The organism is Taibaiella soli (assembly GCF_003236175.1).
Lineage (GTDB): Bacteria > Bacteroidota > Bacteroidia > Chitinophagales > Chitinophagaceae > QKTW01.
Window position 1 is genome coordinate 138,398 of the sequence record NZ_QKTW01000027.1, and the last position, 18,076, is coordinate 156,473.

Consider the following 18,076-nt stretch of genomic DNA (forward strand, 5'->3'; position numbering starts at 1 on the left):
ACGTTTAAATATAAGTGTGATGCTATTCACAAAATATGAATTAAGCGGACTGCCGCTTGGTAACAGAATCGTCATGCCGCCAATGACGCGATCCAGAGCTTCTTCGGGCGAAGTTGCAACCGACCTGATGGCGGAATATTACAGTCAACGTGCTACAGCAGGATTGATCATATCAGAAGGAACACAGATTAGCCGGCAAGGACAAGGTTATGCATGGACACCAGGAATTTTTACGGATGAACAGATTCAGGGCTGGCGTAAAGTAACAGATGCAGTTCATAAAAATGGAGGTAAAATATTTGCACAGCTTTGGCATGTAGGTCGTATATCGCATGTGTCACTGCAGGAAGACGGGGCAGCACCGGTAGCTCCTTCCGCAATTTTAGCCGACGGTGTAAAGGTTTTTGTAGATGCCAATGGCGATGGGGCCATTGGCGGTGCTGGTGAAATGATACAACACTCCATGCCACGTGAATTGACTATAGGCGAAATACAAAGCATCATTAAAGATTATGCACATGCCGCCAAAAACGCTATAACAGCTGGTTTTGACGGTGTGGAATTACACGGTGCCAACGGTTATCTGATTGAGCAGTTCATTGATTCGCAAACCAACCTTCGAACAGATGAGTATGGCGGTTCGTTGGAAAATCGTCTTCGCTTTCTACGCGAAGTGGTGACAGCCGTCGCTGATGCGATTGGTAAAGAAAGAGTGGGCGTACGTCAGGCGCCACTCACAACATTGATGGGTGCGATTGATGATCATCCGGAAGAAACGTATATCGCCGCGGCGAAAATTCTGAATGAAATCGGAATTGCCTACATCCATATTGCAGAAGCTGACTGGGACAACGCGCCGGTGATGCCGGTTGCCTTTAAGGAAGCCTATCGCAAAGCGTTCTCCGGCACTTTAATTTATGCAGGAAAATACACAAAAGAACGCTCCGAAGAAGCGCTGACAAAAGGTTGGGCAGATCTTATCGCTTTTGGCCGCCCATTTATCGCTAACCCGGATTTGCCGTATCGTTTAGAAAATGACTTGCCTTTAAACGAGCCTGATCGCACTAAGTTTTTCGGTGGCGATGCAAATGGCTATACCGATTATTCATTTTATAAAAACTAAGCAATGTCTTTATTCGAATCATTTCATAGTAAACAGCTCCAATTAAAGAATCGAATTGTTATGGCGCCGATGACCCGCGCGCGCAATCCCAACGGCATTCCGAACGAAATGAACGCACTGTATTATCTGCAACGTAGTGACGCCGGTTTGATTATCACGGAAGGAACAGCAATTTCCGATACCGCAATGGGCGTCTTGCATATTCCCGGTCTCTATACGGCTGCTCAAACCGAAGGCTGGAAACTGGTAACAGAAGCTGTGCACAAAAATGGTGCAGTAATTTTCACTCAGCTCTGGCATGTTGGCCGTGTATCACATACATCGATACAGCCCAATGGTGGTAAGCCTTTTGGTCCGTCTGATATTCGTGCTAATTCATCTGCCTGGGGGTACGATGAAAACGGAAAGGAAAATTTCGTTCCCTGTTCTGAACCACAAGCACTGACAACCGAAGGCGTGGGACAAGTGGTAAATGATTTTGCCAATGCCGCGAAAAATGCGATTGTTGCAGGATTCGACGGTGTGGAACTGCACGGGGCTAACGGATATCTGATTGAACAGTTTCTGAATCCGTTTGTCAATAACCGCACGGACGAATACGGAGGTTCTGTCGAAAACAGAAGCCGGTTTCTGCTGGAAGCAATAGACGCGTGTATCGCTGCAATTGGTGCGGATAAAGTAGCAATTCGTTTAACGCCTTATGGAGGCCTGAATGATTTGCCGTTGTACGATGAAATTGAAACTACTTACCAATACCTCGCTGCTGAACTGCAAAAACGAAATATCGCTTACATCCATATTATGGATCAGCAATCACGCGGCAGTTTTGCGCTGCCAAAGGATTTTATGAGTCGCTTCCGGACCTGGTATGCCGGTGTGATTGTACTCGCTGGCGGAATGAGCAAAGGAATCTCTGAACAAATGATTGCTGACGGCAGCATTGATTTAGCTGGATTCGGCGAACCATTTATTGCGAATCCTGATCTGGTAGCACGTTTGCAAAACGACTGGCCGTTAACTGCTCCAGAGCGTCACTTACATTATGGTGGCGGAGCACATGGCTATACCGATTACCCATTTTTTGAAACAGCAGATGTTTGCAGCGCATAGATGGTAAAGCTGTGTTAAAGTAAGTATTCCGGAATATGGTTAACATGTTGCGTGTCGCTAGATCTGTATGTTTATGTCAAACTACATACCTATGGCAGTACTACGCAGCGTTTTTCTGTTTTCCGGAATGCTTTTTATTTTCAGTAGTTGTCAGCCACGGACAGTAAAGCAACGTGGTCAGTCATCTGATGTTTCCCGCGATGCTTATTTTAGCATGTATGCACCGTCGGTAAATGACAGCTTTTATATTTCTGTAGCTCTGCCCGAAGATTATGATCCGTCAAAAAAATATCCGGTCGTTTATCTGCTCGATGCCAATGTTTATTACAACATTATTGCCGCTACTACAAAAGAATATGGCACCATCGGCATGCTGGATCCTATGATTGTGGTCGGTATCGGTTACAAAGATTTCCCAACGCTGGATTCACTCCGGAACCGCGATTATACTTATCCGGCGGCAATGCCAGAACAGGAAATGGCAGCCAGTGGTGGCGCTGAAAAATTTCTTTCTTTCCTGAACGGCCAACTTATCCCTTATATAGACAAGCATTATCCGACAAACCCGCAACGTACTTTAGCCGGACATTCATTAGGTGGCTACTTCGTGATGTATGCTCTGTTTCAGCATCTGAACGGTATTGATCATAGCTTCACACATTATATTGCGGCAAGTCCCTCTCTGGAATACAATCAGCAATATTTATTAGGTCGGTTTGATTCTCTTAAGACAACAGCAACTGCAGATTCGCTCACCACATATATCACTTATGGAGGGCTGGAGGATAAAGAAAATGCGGAAGACGTCAACTTCGTAAAGACAGATTCGCTTTTGCATCATGCAGAGAAGACACTGGCGCGCTTCCCAAAGCTAAAAACAACAACGGTTACATTTTCGAACATGGTTCATATGGATACACCGTTTCCGAGTTTTATTAAAGGCCTCCAAGATTGATGTTTGAAAATTTGTGATTGACTTTGGTTTATCAGATTTCAGGAAGCCAATTGCAATTGAAGGCCAATCACCAATCTCAAATAAACAAATGACCAAAATGAAAAAGGCTTCCCCCCGGAAGCCTTTTTATTATAGAACCACAACCAAAACAAAATGTTTTTGAATGTCTTATTTGATGATTTGAATTTTGCTTGTTTGTAAAACACCGTTTGTGTTTGCAACGCGGCAGATATACATTCCCTCAGTCAGGTTAGATGTTGCGATCTGACCGTTACCATTTACTTCTTGCGTTGCAACGTTTACACCGTTCATGTTGAAGATAGCTACAGTTACATTACCCGTTGTAGCGATGTTCAGTACATCTTTAGCTGGGTTCGGGTAAAAGTTTACTGATGCAGCAGCTACTTCTTTACCGATGTTCAGTTTGATTACTTTAGAATATTGGAAAGAGCCATCGTTGTCTACTTGTTTCAGACGGTAGTAGTTAGCGCCGTTCGCAGTGTTGTTATCGGTGAATTCGTAAGTGTTGTTACCAGTACCTTTTGCAGCGATTGTGCCGATATTTTCAAAAGAAGCACCATCAGTAGAATGTTCGATCTCGAAAGTAGCTGTGTTTTTTTCGTCAGCAGTAGCCCATGTCAGTTCTGTATTTTCATTTACTGCACTTGCAGTGAAAGAAACCCAGGTAAGACCGAGTGGTTTAGCAGTATTGCCCATTGCAACGCTGTATTGAACCGTACGTGTGAAAGTCAGAGAAACTGAAGGATCACCAGTCATACCACCGAATTCTACTACGAAACCTAACGTGTTAGAAGAATCCATATCGCTCCATTTACCGTTTGTTGCAGAGATAGCGCCAGAGTTTTCACCTTTTGTGTTACCACCCTGGTAGTTATCAGGTTGGTTTGTGTTCCAGTTCATGAAACTATTGCCTTGTGCTACAGGAGCAACTGTGCCATAGTTGTAGAAATTTTGGTGTTTACCATAATCTGTGCTGGAAACGAAAGTTCCTTTTTCAGGACCAGTAACCCAGTACCAGTTTGCTTCAGAACCGTTTTGATTATTGTAGGTAGCAGTGCCGGTAGCAGCGTTGATCTGAGCTACGTCGTCAGAAGCGCCCATCCACGCGTCAGCCTGCAGTTTTGCTTTGATGAAATCGTTTTCCGCCTGAGAAGTAGCAGTAGCAAGGTAACCGTGCATACCGTAGAGACGCATTGTATCAGCGCTGTATTTAGCAGCTCCCCATGTTTTAGCGCCGGCAACGTATTGGTAGTAGTGACCGTTACCGCTGAAAGTCAGCGCAGAACCGATTGTGAATGCTACAGATTTAGAACCTGAAGTTGCAGCAGATGTCAGTGTAACGCTGCGGAGTATATTTTGATAGTTGATAGCAGCAGAAGAACCGGAGAAGGTAAGAACGCCGGTAGTTGCGTTGTAAGAACCAGTGATGCCGTTGATTGCAGTATAGCCGAGTACATCGCCAGACTGAAAACCAGTGATGCTTACTGTTGCGCCAGTGTAAGTAGTGCTTGCATCCAGCGCAATTGTGGTATCTACTTTATAAGCAGTAGTTGCAGAAGCGGCAACCTGGAGTGCAGTGGCGTTTCCTTTGATCGGTGCAGTAGCTGATTGAGCGTTTGCAGCGAAAGTAGCAGTAGCGAGGGCAGCAGCAGCGATCAATTTTGTAAATACTTGTGTCATTTTGGTTGGCTTTGGGGGGTGGTTATTTGTTTGTTTTGTTGACACAAAGATGGAACGAGAAACCCGACAGGACAGTTAATCAATTGCTAATGAGTGTGTTGCAAGAAGGCTCTTAACCAGACGTTTTTAAATCAATTGTTAAGCGATATAGAATCTGATTATAACGATTGAATATTAAGTGCTTCGGAAAGCCTTGCTGGATAAGGGTCTTAGAGAATGGGCAAATTCAAAAAATGGAAGTGTTTGTAAATCAGTTCGTTTTGTTAAGCTAATTGTTAACCGAAAGGCGCTACCGGGCAACGGGTATCAGAATTTGGGCATTTGCGGTTGATTTTGAGTTTATGAGCATGAAAAAGCCGGCTCTATGGCCGGCTTTTCACAAAATATTACTTGCTAGTATCTAATGTCTGATGCCTAAAAACTAACCTTCAGGGTAGAGTATAGCTGTAAACTGATTTTTACCATTAAACAGTTTTTGTGCCGTTTGCTGAATATCTGCAGGTGTCAGTTTATCTACCCGGCTATCATATTGCAGGATGGTGTTTTTGTCTTTACCCCAGAATAGAATGCTTTCGAGGCTGCCCATCCAGTATTTGTTTTCTTTCAAGGCCGTGCGATGTTGTTCATGCCAGGTTGCCTTCACTTTATCCAGGTCTTTCTGATCAGGACCTTTTTCCTTCAATTCCTTAATTTCATCGTTTGCAGCTGCGATCAACTTATCTACATTCTCCGGACCGCAGGGAAGCTGCATGCCCACAGAATACCGTTGATAAGGTAATCTGCTCACACTCGCATTGAATCCACCGCCGTAAATAGCACCTAACTTCTCACGAAGATCTTCCACCACTTTTATATTAAGTACTTCAGAAAGCGCTTGTGCTTTCAGTGCCAGATCATCAGAATAGGGAATCTCGCCATAATACTGGGTAACGATCAGGCTTTGCTTTTCCGTACCTTTTTTGAATTTTAAAGTATGTTCACCGGCAATCGGACGAACGCCATTGTCTTTATAAGCCGTTGTTTTTTTCTGCACCGGAATGCTGCCCAGATAAGTTTCCAGCAATGGAATGATCTTTTCAGCGTCTACATTGCCGACAATGAAGAAATGATAACCATCGGCGGAGCCAAATTCCGCTTTGTAAATGTCCAGCGCACGGTCCAGATTTACTTTGTCGATATCCTGAATGGTCGGAATTGCAATTTTGGCCAGCGGATTATTATCATACAGCGTTTTAATCATGGTATCCGCAAAAGCTACTTTTGGATTTGCAGAAAGGAATTGCAACTGTTGCTTTTGTTTGTCTTTAAATGCATTGTACAGCGCCTCATCTTTTCTCGGATGCATAATATAGAGGTAAGTGAGTTGCATCAGCGATTCAAAATCCTTGATACTGCTGCCACCTGAAAGTATATCTTCAATATCAGACATATCGGAATTGATGCTGACTGTTTTGCCTGCCAGAATTTTTTCAAGATCTGTAGGTGAAAAATCACCGATACCCATTTCTTCAATGATATCGGTAATGAAAGCAGCATTCTGTTTGTCGGCAACGCCATATTGACCAGTACCACCTTGTTTCACACCTCTCATAATGATTTCGTCACTTTTGAAATCGGTCGGCTTGATGGTTACCTTAATGCCGTTACTTAATGTATAAGTAGTTGCATCTAATCCTTCCTCTTTGACAGTTCCTACTACTTTTCCAGGTTGCGGAATCGTTGTCATCAAACTGGTCGCTACTTTTTCTTCTGCTTTAGCCGTTACCGTCTGACTCAATCCAGCTTGCGTCATCGCGAGCAAAGCGGCATCGTTTGGCAATTTCTGATCTGCTTTTTCAGGAGCAGTGATCAGTGTAAACGTGTTCACGTTCTGCATCCATTGCGCAGGTTGTTTACTTACTTCTGAAAGCTGAATGCCTGGCAAAAGATTTTTATAATATTGGTATTCGTTTTCGATGCCAGGAACTGGTTCGTTATCCAGGAAATTGCGGGTGTATTCGTTGATGTAGCTGCCGCTGTTGGTTGTTTTACGTTCGTTGTAAAGCTTATCCATGCCGCTCATCATTTCTTTTTTCGTCAGTTCCAATTCGCTTTCGGTAAAACCGAATTTCTTTGCTCGGATCAACTCTGCTGTAACTGCTTTCATGGCATTATCCGGACCATCAGCACCAAATCCTGCATTCACAACAAAACTTTCATAACCATGAATCAGGTCATCGAATCCTGCGCCAGCATAAAGAAACGGAGGATTACTGCTTTGCGACAGATCACTAAAACGACGGTTCAGCATTTGCAGCGCCAATGCTCGTACTATATTTGAGCGGTAGTCGCCTACAGTTTTCTCTTCCATTTTTTTGGTGTGTGAAAACATAATCTGCAGATCTGAACTTGTTGCTTCTTTATCAGTCACAACCATCGCGTCTGATTTTGTACGTGCCGCAGCTGTAATATAGGTGCGTGTTTTTTCGCCTTTCGGATTTTTCAGCGTAGCAAAATGTTCCCGTATCAGTTTCATCGCGGTAGCAGTGTCAATATCACCAACAACAGCTACGGCCTGCAGGTCCGGACGGTACCAATCGTTATAGAAACGACGGATGTTTTCGTATTTGAATGTCTTTAGAATGGTGTCCTTACCAATCGGCAAACGTTCAGCGTATTTAGTACCTGCTGCATATTTCGGGAAATATTTTTTCAGCATGCGGTCGTCCGCGCCTTTACCCAAACGGCTTTCTTCCAGCACCACGCCGCGTTCATCGTCAATATCCTTATCAGTCAGCAAAGCATTGTGTGCCCAGTCTTCTATAATCTGGAAACCTTTTTCGAGATTACCTGGCTTGTCTGTAGGAATGGGCAGTATATAAACGGTCTGATCGAAAGCCGTATAAGCATTCAGATCGGCACCAAACTCCACGCCGATTGATTGCAGATAATTGACCAGTTCGTTTTTCTGGAAATTCTTTGTTCCGTTGAAGTTCATGTGTTCCATGAAATGCGCCAGACCTTGCTGGTCGTTATCTTCCAGAATCGAACCGGCTTTTACTACCAGGCGTAGTTCTACTTTTTTCTCCGGTTTTTGATTCGGGCGTACGTAATAGGTAAGACCATTGGCAAATTTGCCGGTAAGTAGATTTGGGTCTGTCGGTAAGTTTGATTTCAGATCCTGTGCAAACAATGAAAAACCTGCAAAGGATAAGGTGCCCGCCAGCATGCAGCGAAGCAAAATTCGGGTGTGTGATTGCATAAAAGCGGTCAGATTTAAAGGAGCAAAGTACGCTAATGGCTGGAAAATAAAAGCTGTGGAAAACGTTCGAAAATGCTAAAATGTTGTTATATAACGGCTTCTCTAGCCGTTATATGCGCCGAAAGATCCTTTTGTTCAAAATTCTATGTTAATTGTACTTTCCGGCTAGCGCGAGTATATTAAACGCTTATCTTCGCACGGTAGCACAGTTTATATGGCACTTATCAAATCGATTTCAGGAATCAGAGGAACTATTGGCGGAAAACCCGGCACCGCGCTTACACCGATCGACATTGTAAAATTCACTACTGCTTATGGCGCATGGATCGCACAGCAGGGAGAGAATAAGAAAATCATCATCGGTCGCGACGGACGTATCTCCGGCCCGATGGTGCGCAATCTCGTTGTTGCAACGCTTCAGGGCATGGGTTTTGACATCATCGACCTCGGCCTGAGCACCACGCCAACCGTTGAAATGGCAGTGAAAACAGAAAGCGCAGCAGGTGGCATTATCCTTACAGCCAGCCACAATCCCAAAGAATGGAACGCACTGAAACTGTTGAATGCGGCAGGTGAATTTCTGGACGCTGAGGCAGGCAAATGGATATTGGAATATGCCGAAAGATCTGAAATGGATTTTGCGGATGTAAATAAATTAGGAAAGGTAACCACAGACGAGACTTTGGGTCAAAAGCACATCGATGCTATTCTGGCGCACCCATTAGTTGATGTAGAAGCAATCCGTAAAAAAGAATTTAAAGTTGTAGTTGATCCGGTAAACAGTACCGGCGCTATTTATGTACCAATGGTACTGAAAGCGCTGGGCGTTGATGATATCATTATTATCAACGAAGAAGTAACCGGTAAATTTGCTCATAATCCGGAACCTTTACCAGAACATCTGCGCGAACTGTGCAGTGTAGTAGAAAAGAAAAACGCACATCTCGGTATTGCCGTTGATCCGGATGTAGACCGTCTGTGTTTTGTTTGTGAAGATGGCAGCCTGTTTGGCGAAGAATATACACTTGTAGCGATTGCTGATTATGTGCTTTCTCATAAGAAAGGTAACACTGTTTCCAACCTTTCTTCTACACGCGCATTGAGAGATGTTACCGAAAAACACGGTGGTACTTACTATCCAAGTGCGGTAGGCGAGGTGAATGTGGTGAAAAAAATGAAAGAAGTAGACGCAGTAATCGGCGGTGAAGGTAACGGTGGTGTTATCGTTCCGGAACTGCACTACGGTCGTGATGCGCTGATCGGTATCGCTTTATTCCTTACTCATCTGGCGAAGTCTGGCAAAACGGCTAAAAACCTGCGCAGTTCATATCCTGATTACATTATTTCTAAAAACAAAATTGAACTGGACGAAAGCGTGGATGTAAAACACATCTTCGACCAGATCATGAAGAAATACAAAAAGCAGCCGATCAATACAGAAGATGGTCTGCGTATTGAATTCGATAAAGACTGGGTACACCTGCGTACTTCAAACACAGAGCCAATCATTCGTATCTATGCGGAAAGCGTAAACGAAACAACGGCCAACAATATCGCCAAACGTATTATTGGTGATATCAAGGAGATGATGCTGGTGAAAGCGGAGTAGGCCTTGACTTGGTGAATGGTGAATAGTCAATGGTTAATGTGGTGAGACGTCAAACGTCAAAGTGTGGATGTATAACCGCATAGTCATGTCGACGATAGGAGACATCCCGCGGAATAAGAAGTGTTGAATGAGTGGTCGCAACCTCAGTAAATAAAATTAAAAAATAGGAAACCCGCAGGCGCTCGCTTGCGGGTTCCTTGTTTTTTACGTGCATGTAACCATACGGGTCATCGCGAGGACGACGCAGGAGGATGTGGCGATCTGATTTCGCGCTGGATTCGTCTGTATTATCGGGCAAATTGCGTCGAAGAACCACCTTCCCAAAACCGCCACAGCAGCAACTTTTATATGATCGTCAAAATCGTCCTTACAATATTCCCAACTCGTCCTTACGATTTTCTAAACTCGTAAGGACGAGTTTAAGCGAAGATCCTGACGAATGTGAGCAGTTGTAACAAATAATTTTTCCCATCGCGAAAAAACCTGCGGGTCATTGCGATGAGGAGATACGACGAAGTGGCAATCTGGTTTCGCGGAGGGAAGAACGAGCTTTCGCAATAGGGATTAAAAATCCCTATTATCTGTCGTTCGATATGCGCTATGCTAACATGCCGAACAGCGAGGGGATGTTTAATTTCCTCAGCGCGAAATCAGATCACCATGTCGCCCCGACAGTTTCACTGTATTGGGGCTCCTCGTGATGATCCTCAAAATCTGTTACTCAATGCGAGTGCTATGATGGTAAGGTCGTTTTTTTTGCGATGATTCAAAGAAAAAGTCAAAAATTGAAAATGTGTTTATGGTTTAAATGTCACATCGGCATGAGATGGCCCACTAAATACGGATGCTCGTTACGCGGGAACCTTCTTTCGTCAGGAGGACAAACGCGGGCAGTACCGCGCGAGTAACCGCGAAATCAGATTCCAACTTCCTCTTTCGTCGTCATCGCGATGACCGTGTTGGCATACACTCGCATTATATGTGCCTTCTAGTTAGTATGACAAACGTGATAGGAAGCCGCGCCTTCGTGCCACCGCGAACAAAACCTTTGCATCTTTGCTACCTATTTTCCTTTGCGTGAAACGCTAAGCTGGTTATACGCTTTTAGTTTTAGCCTTTCCGCTTTAATAAAATCGTATTTTGCTGCACCATTTTAGTTTTTGTGCGTCAATCTGAATACGATATAGTGATCATCGGCAGTGGCCTCGGTGGCTTGCTGACAGCTGTTTTCCTCGCAAAGGAAGGCATGAAGGTTTGTGTGCTGGAGAAAAACAAACAGATTGGTGGTTGTTTGCAGACATTTGCCCTGCACAAAAAAGTGTTCGACAGCTGCGTGCACTATATCGGCGGTCTGGGCGAAGGGCATACACTCAACCGGATCTTCAGTTATGCCGGTATTATGGACAAATTATCGCTCTCGGCATTTGATACTAATGGCTTCGACCGCATTGCTTTCGGCGATGAGCAAATTGAATATCCACAGGCAACAGGCAAAGAGAATTTTATCGAACAATTATTGCCTTTCTTCCCGGAGGAAAAAGCTGCGCTGAAAAAATACATCGCCACTATGAGCGAGGTAACCAGCCATTTTCCATTGTATCATTTGCGCAATGGTTCTGCGGATGAAAAGATTGCGGTAACCAGTTTAGAACTCAGCGGTACACTACAACATATCACTTCAAACAAACGTCTGCGAAATGTTCTGGCGGGAAACAATCTTTTGTACGCCGGTGTCGAAAATGTATCGCCGTTTTATCTGCATGCTTTGGTGCTGGAAAGTTATCTGCACAGTGCACATAAAGTAATGCCGGGTAGTTCACAGATAGCAAAATTGCTTTGGCAGGAATTACAAAAGCACGGCGGCGAAATTCATCGCAATCTCGGCGTTACAAAACTGGTGGAAGAAAACGGTCAGATTTGCTACGCTGAAACCGAAGGTGGGCAAAGGTTTTACGGGAAACAATTCATCAGTAATATTCATCCCGCGGCATTATTGCGAATTACCGACAGCGATTTGTTGCGCAAAGCTTACCGGCAACGCATCAACGGGCTAGAACAAACGCAATCTGCCTTTATGATTAATTTGGTATTGCGGCCCGGAACAGTTGCACATCGCGATTACAACCTCTACTGGCATCGTACCGATGACGTATTTATTGGTGCGACAAATAAAGCTGAATGGCCCCAAACCTATGCTTTGTACTTCGTCGGCGATAAAGAGCGACCGGGCTTCGCAGAAAGTCTGTCCATACTTACTTATATGAGTCCTGTGCAAACGGCGTTATGGGATACAACAGAAAATCATTCTGGCAGACCTACGGAGCGTGACGAAACCTACGAATCGTTCAAACAATCTTACGCCGACCAACTGTTCAATAAAGTATTGGAACGCGTTCCGGAATTGAAAGGAAATATCCTTGCCCAATCAGTAGCGACACCGCTTACATACCGAGATTACACGCATACTCCTAATGGTGCATTGTACGGCATTCTCAAAAACGTACATGAACCGATGAAAACAACCATCGCAACGCGCACACGCATCCCCAACTTATTACAAACCGGCCAGAATGTAAACCTGCATGGCGTTTTGGGTGTGAGCATTACTGCAATTGCTACTGCCGGCGAGTTAATTGGACTGGATTATCTGCTAGGAAAAATTAATAGCTGATTTGCTAAACGCTGGCGTAGCATTTAGCAAAATCCTGTACGGGACTTGCCTAACTTCTGTACAGGATTTGCCTGACTTCTGTACAGAAGTTTCCAAACTGCTGCTTAGCATTTTTTTTGTATTTTTCATGCCTGCTGATAAATAAATAGGGGTTTTCGGTTAAGCATCCGTGTTGTAATAAACCAAACCCATGTATCAACGAATTGTACTTACCCTCGTTTTCTTCTTCTCCGTAACATTTACCGACGCACAAGACAAAGGACTTTATTTAGGCATGCAAGCCAATGGGGGATTTGCCAACGATCTTAACAACAACGCTACCAAAGCCGGTACAACCATAAACGGTCATAGCGAGCTTGGTTTCACCGGTACCTTTATGGTGAAAGACTTTTGGGGAATCACGACAGGAGCACTGCACACTAATTTCAATTTTGATCTCCGCTACGGTGACCATCTTTTAGGCACACAAAAGCTATATTATTGGCGAATGCCACTCGGTGTACGTTTCATCTTTTCAAGAAAGCCGAGTCGTGTAAAAATTGATTTCTACGGCGGTTTATCGCTGTACTTTCTTCAAAAAGCAAACTTTACTGGCAACAGAGAAGGTCCGCTGGGACCTACAGTTTCCGACCCCACAACGCAAAATTATCATGCAGTAGGAGTGGGTGCTTATACGGGAATGGGGATGAATATTCGAGTTGCAAAATCTTGCAATTTATTGCTTGGGTTCCAATTGGCAGGTGCGTTTGGTAACCAAAATAAGAGTGGCGAGATACAAGGCTATAAAATGAACGCAAGCCTCACAACCTTTACGTTTAATCTTGGTTTTCAGATGTGCATCTTTTCGTATAGGCATTAAGGGATTTGCCCGGATCGATAAAAATGGAGTACTTTCGGGAAATGGGTGCAACGAAAATGATACCAAGGTATACATACGATGATTATAAAAATTGGGAAGGCAATTGGGAATTGATTAATGGAATTCCCTTTGCGATGAGTCCTGCACCTCAACCAAAACATCAGCGTATTTCGGTGCGATTATCTACTATTTTCGATAATGCTTTAAGTCAATGTAAATCTTGCGTTGTCTACGGTCCTATCGATTATAAAATTTCAGACGAAACAGTGCTGCAACCCGATATGCTAATCGTCTGCGATGAAATCACAAAACAATATCTTGATTTTGCACCTTCACTTGTAGTTGAAATTTTGTCACCATCGACTGCTTCTAAAGATCGGCTCTATAAATATGAATGCTACCAGAAACAAGGTATCCCATACTATCTGATCGTAGATCCGGAGTCTGAAGAAGTGAATGTTTATGAATTGCGGGATGGCATTTATAGTGAAGCGGCTTCGGCAAAAGACTTTCAACATCATTTCAATTTTCCGGAAGCTTGCACTGCCGATATCAATTTCTCGGAAATCTGGCAATAAGCGCGGTTGCAACAAAGTTACCTAGCTGTTATATCGCGAACCTGCAATAACAGAGAACCCGAAGTAAGGGATTTGCCCGGATCGATAAAAATGCAGTACTTTCGGGAAATGGGTGCAACGAAGATGGTACCAAGGTATACATACGATGATTATAAAAATTGGGAAGGCAATTGGGAATTGATTAATGGAATTCCCTTTGCGATGAGTCCTGCACCTCAACCGAAACATCAACGTATTTCAGCTAATCTCCAGGCTGAATTTCGCATGTTTCTGAAAAAATGTGACGTATGTACCGTCTACGGTCCTATCGATTATAAAATTTCAGACGAAACAGTTCTGCAACCCGACATGCTAATCGTCTGCGGTGAAATCACAAAACAATATCTTGATTTTGCACCTTCACTTGTAGTTGAAATTTTGTCACCATCAACTGCTTCTAAAGATCGGCTCTATAAATTTGAATGCTACCAGAAACAAGGTATCCCATACTATCTGATCGTAGATCCTGAGTCTGAAGAAGTGAATGTTTATGAATTGCGGGATGGCATTTATAGTGAAGCAGCTTCGGCAAAAGACTTTCAACATCATTTCAATTTTCCGGAAGCTTGCACTGCCGATATCAATTTCTCGGAAATCTGGCAATAAGCGCGGTTGCAACAAAGTTACCTAGCTGTTATATCGCGAACCTGCAATAACAGAGGACTCGAAGTCGTCCAGCTGTCATTGTTTTTTCAATTGTGGGACGCAGGCTTCGCTGGCACGGTACTAATGGCATATTTCGTAAATTTGTATTATGGAATCCGATGAAAATGCATATCTCGGTTCGCCTGATAATCCACGTACCGCTGCATTGGTCAGCTATATCACTATGCTTGGCTGGCTGACTGCCTATTTTCTTCTGTACCGCGGCAGTAGAAATTCCTTTTCTGCATTTCATCTCCGGCAGACTTTATTGCTACATATCCTGGCGTTTTTCCTCAACATCCTGAGTTTGCTTGCATTATGGCATTATATTCCAAACAGCGTCGTCATCATACTGGCCGTCTTATTACTGATACTCTGGATGATGGGTGCATGGTCCGCTATTAATAACGAACAAAAGCCTGTCCCTTTGGTGGGCAGGCTTGCACAAAATTTATTCAGGAATTTGTAGCGGGAGATTTCCCTTTTTATTAATGATTTCCCAGTTTGCCGGCAATTTCGGATTCAACCCGGTCCGGCATGTTTTCGGCGCCGTCGCCGATTGTGGTGTAACGGCTCATTTGAGAGTCATAGGCGAAAATATATTCGTCTCCGTCGTAGTGTACTTTAAAACGTTTTTCGCTGTTGAAATTGTAAGGAGTAGCTTTTACAGCATAAGGCACACCATCGATCACTAACTGAAGATTGATTGTTTCCATAAAGTCAGATTTTGTTTGAGAGCCTGAAAATTTGATACTATTATAAATTTAGGGAAATAAACTCATCTGTCCGTGTTATCACTTACAATTGACCGTTATCCGTTTTTCTCAGCAAACTGTGTAACTATCCATCGGGTTTCTAAATCCTTTTTGTTACCATCAGGGGTTATTGCTATTAAGCTTCGTTGCGACGCTCCTTTCATCGCAGGCAATTCTATTAAACAAAAAAACGGCGCAGTAAATTTTACTGCGCCGTTTGGCAATTTATTGTTGTTATTGTTACTCTTGTTTGTCAGGCTGAGCGGAGACGAAGCAAACACTCGCATAATTGACGTTTGACCTCATTGACTATGACGATTCACCATTCACCTACTGTCCCAGCAACCACGCAAAGATCAATGGCGCAACGATCGTTGCATCACTTTCCACGATGAATTTCGGCGTGTTGATATCCAGTTTACCCCAGGTAATTTTTTCGTTTGGAACCGCACCAGAGTAAGAACCGTAAGAAGTCGTAGAATCACTGATCTGACAGAAATAGCTCCAGAACGGAACATCATGCCATTCCAGATCCTGGTACATCATCGGAACTACGCAGATTGGGAAGTCACCAGCGATACCGCCACCGATCTGGAAGAAACCAACACCTTTACCGCCAGAATTGTTGCGGTACCAGTCAGCCAGCCAAACCATGTATTCGATACCGTTTTTCACCAGCGTCGCAGGCAATTCACCTTTGATTACATAGCTTGCAAAGATGTTACCGGTAGTGCTATCTTCCCATCCTGGTACTACAATCGGAATATTTTTCTCAGCAGCAGCAACGATCCAGCTGTCTTTAGGATCGATTTCATAATACTGTTCCAGAACACCGCTCAGTACTACTTTATATAAAAATTCGTGCGGGAACATACGTTCACCTTTCGCATTAGCTTCATTCCATACATCAACGAGGTGTTTCTGCAAACGGCGGAAAGCTTCTTCTTCCGGAATACAAGTATCTGTAACGCGGTTGTAGTGGTTTTCCAGCAGATCCCATTCTTCCTGTGGTGTCAGATCGCGGTAGTTAGGTACGCGTTTGTAGCTTTTGTGAGCAACCAGGTTCATTACATCTTCTTCCAGGTTTGCGCCTGTACAAGAAATGATATGAATTTTATCCTGACGGATCATTTCAGCCAGAGAAATACCCAGCTCAGCGGTACTCATAGCACCAGCGAGTGATACGAGCATTTTACCGCCTTCCAGCAAATGTGTTTCATAACCTTTCGCAGCGTCCATCAGGGCAGCAGCGTTAAAGTGGCGATAATTGTGTTCGATGAATTGCGAAACAGGACCCTTGTTCATATTGTGAATGAAATTTTTATTGATTGAGTGATATATTCCTATTTATGGAAAAAGCAGGCAGTATTGCTACTGCTTGCTTTTTCATTTTGAAACTTATAAAAAGACAAGTAGCGAATTAAGCTACTGGCTCGTTTTTAGCAACGAATTGTTTTGCCCATTCTGTAGTAATTGATTTCGGACGCTCGATCGGGAAACCGAGTGCGCGATCCCAGCAGAGGCTCGCCAGTACACCGAGTGCACGGCTAACACCGAACAGTACTGTATAGAAATCTTCTTCTACCAGACCGTAGTGTTTCAGCAAAGAACCAGAGTGTGCATCCACGTTAGGCCATGGATTTTTGATTTTGCCAGTGCTTTCGAGAATAGCAGGAGCTACTTCGTAAACATTCCATACTGTTTGTACAGTGGCATCATCCGGACAATGTTTTTTCGCAAATTCCATCTGTGCAGTAAAGCGTGGATCTGTTTTGCGCAGTACAGCGTGACCGTAACCCGGAACTACTTTACCGGCAGCCAGTGTATCCTTAATATATTGTGCGATCTGTTCTTTAGTCGGACGGTCAGTACCCAGTTCTTTCTGGAGTTCTTCGATCCAGCGGATCACTTCCTGGTTAGCCAGACCGTGCAGCGGACCTGCAAGACCAGTCATACCGGCAGTAAAAGACAAATAAGGATCGCTCAGTGCAGAACCTACGAGGTGAGTAGCATGAGCAGACACGTTACCACCTTCGTGATCAGCGTGAATCGTCAGGTACAAACGCATCAGTTCTTTGAAGCCATCATCGTTGAAACCGAGCATGTGTGCGAAGTTTGCACTCCAGTCGAGCATACCGTCAGGTTGGATATGTTCGCCGTTTTTGTATTTGCGACGGTAGATATATGCTGCGATACGCGGCAGGCGAGCAATCAACGTCATTGAGTCTTCGTAAACGAAATCCCAATATTGTTTTTTGCTGATACCTTCTTCGTAAGCTTTGGCAAATTTAGATTCAGTTTGCAGTGCAAGGATAGCAGCACAGAACTGAGTCATTGGGTGAGATGATACAGGGAAAGATTCAATAACATCAAAAACATGATTCGGAACGTGAGAACGACGGGCCCATGTTGCAGAGATGTGTTCAACATCTTCTTGAGTTGGCACCTGGCCTGTCAGCATCAGGTAAAACAAACCTTCCGGCAGCGGCTCATTTCCGCCTTCAGCTTTTGGAAGTCTGTCTCTCAGTTCAGGAATAGAGAAACCACGGAAACGGATACCTTCATTGGAGTCAAGCAGGGAAGTTTCGGTAACGAGGCCTGTGATGCCGCGCATACCCTGGTAAACCTGAGCAAGCGTTACGTCGCCTACTTTTGTTTCTCCATGTTGTGCAATCAGATTTTTGATTTCCTGAGATTGAATATCGGCAATCTCTTTAAACCGGTCTTTTACGTAGCCCATATGTTTAGTGCATTAAATTGCGGGGATGGATTAATCTAAAATTCAGTCCT

General features: G+C 43.9%; 14 protein-coding genes. 9 read left to right on the forward strand and 5 right to left on the reverse strand.

Features of this window, described 5'->3' with window-relative positions; genetic code table 11:
* Window positions 1–19: 19 nt before the first annotated feature.
* The 3 genes from DN068_RS20415 (at window position 20) to DN068_RS20425 (ending at window position 3,188) form a co-directional block, all read left to right on the forward strand.
* Complete coding sequence (locus DN068_RS20415) at window positions 20–1,123, forward strand: alkene reductase (RefSeq protein ID WP_111000796.1); 1,104 nt, start codon at window positions 20–22, stop codon at window positions 1,121–1,123.
* A 3-nt stretch (window positions 1,124–1,126) separates the two neighbouring features.
* Window positions 1,127–2,233: an alkene reductase gene (locus DN068_RS20420; protein WP_111000797.1), complete on the forward strand. Its 1,107-nt coding sequence runs from the start codon at window positions 1,127–1,129 to the stop codon at window positions 2,231–2,233.
* Between the two features lie 91 nt (window positions 2,234–2,324).
* Window positions 2,325–3,188: an alpha/beta hydrolase gene (locus DN068_RS20425; protein WP_165836473.1), complete on the forward strand. Its 864-nt coding sequence runs from the start codon at window positions 2,325–2,327 to the stop codon at window positions 3,186–3,188.
* A gap of 168 nt (window positions 3,189–3,356) precedes the next feature.
* Here the strand turns inward: DN068_RS20425 and DN068_RS20430 are convergent, their stop codons facing one another.
* Window positions 3,357–4,889 carry a T9SS type A sorting domain-containing protein gene (locus tag DN068_RS20430; protein WP_111000799.1) on the reverse strand — a complete coding sequence of 511 codons (1,533 nt, stop codon included), beginning with the start codon at window positions 4,887–4,889 and terminating at the stop codon, window positions 3,357–3,359.
* A 421-nt stretch (window positions 4,890–5,310) separates the two neighbouring features.
* Entirely contained in the window at window positions 5,311–8,130 is a 2,820-nt protein-coding gene (locus DN068_RS20435) for a M16 family metallopeptidase (RefSeq protein ID WP_111000800.1), read from the reverse strand.
* A gap of 214 nt (window positions 8,131–8,344) precedes the next feature.
* Here DN068_RS20435 and glmM point away from each other — a divergent pair, with 214 nt between their 5' ends.
* The 6 genes from glmM (at window position 8,345) to DN068_RS20465 (ending at window position 15,000) form a co-directional block, all read left to right on the forward strand.
* Window positions 8,345–9,739, forward strand: coding sequence for a phosphoglucosamine mutase (glmM, locus tag DN068_RS20440; protein ID WP_111000801.1), 1,395 nt, complete (start codon window positions 8,345–8,347; stop codon window positions 9,737–9,739).
* Window positions 9,740–10,901: 1,162 nt separating this feature from the next.
* Window positions 10,902–12,410, forward strand: a complete 1,509-nt coding sequence (locus DN068_RS20445) for a phytoene desaturase family protein (protein ID WP_165836474.1) — start codon at window positions 10,902–10,904, stop codon at window positions 12,408–12,410.
* A 190-nt stretch (window positions 12,411–12,600) separates the two neighbouring features.
* Entirely contained in the window at window positions 12,601–13,269 is a 669-nt protein-coding gene (locus tag DN068_RS20450) for a hypothetical protein (protein ID WP_111000803.1), read from the forward strand.
* 23 nt (window positions 13,270–13,292) lie between these two features.
* Window positions 13,293–13,847, forward strand: coding sequence for a Uma2 family endonuclease (locus tag DN068_RS20455; RefSeq protein ID WP_111000804.1), 555 nt, complete (start codon window positions 13,293–13,295; stop codon window positions 13,845–13,847).
* Window positions 13,848–13,937: 90 nt separating this feature from the next.
* On the forward strand, window positions 13,938–14,492 hold the full coding sequence (locus DN068_RS20460) for a Uma2 family endonuclease (RefSeq protein WP_111000805.1): 555 nt from the start codon (window positions 13,938–13,940) through the stop codon (window positions 14,490–14,492).
* 148 nt (window positions 14,493–14,640) lie between these two features.
* Window positions 14,641–15,000 carry a hypothetical protein gene (locus tag DN068_RS20465; RefSeq protein ID WP_111000806.1) on the forward strand — a complete coding sequence of 120 codons (360 nt, stop codon included), beginning with the start codon at window positions 14,641–14,643 and terminating at the stop codon, window positions 14,998–15,000.
* Between the two features lie 19 nt (window positions 15,001–15,019).
* On the opposite strand, the gene DN068_RS20470 is transcribed toward DN068_RS20465, so the two are convergent.
* The 3 genes from DN068_RS20470 to DN068_RS20485 form a co-directional block, all read right to left on the reverse strand.
* Window positions 15,020–15,247 carry a hypothetical protein gene (locus DN068_RS20470; RefSeq protein WP_111000807.1) on the reverse strand — a complete coding sequence of 76 codons (228 nt, stop codon included), beginning with the start codon at window positions 15,245–15,247 and terminating at the stop codon, window positions 15,020–15,022.
* 369 nt (window positions 15,248–15,616) lie between these two features.
* Entirely contained in the window at window positions 15,617–16,591 is a 975-nt protein-coding gene (locus tag DN068_RS20480; RefSeq protein ID WP_111000809.1) for a deoxyhypusine synthase family protein, read from the reverse strand.
* Between the two features lie 115 nt (window positions 16,592–16,706).
* The gene (locus DN068_RS20485) at window positions 16,707–18,026 is read right to left on the reverse strand and encodes a citrate (Si)-synthase, eukaryotic (protein ID WP_111000810.1); all 1,320 of its coding nucleotides are present in this window, start codon (window positions 18,024–18,026) and stop codon (window positions 16,707–16,709) included.
* Window positions 18,027–18,076 lie beyond the last annotated feature (50 nt).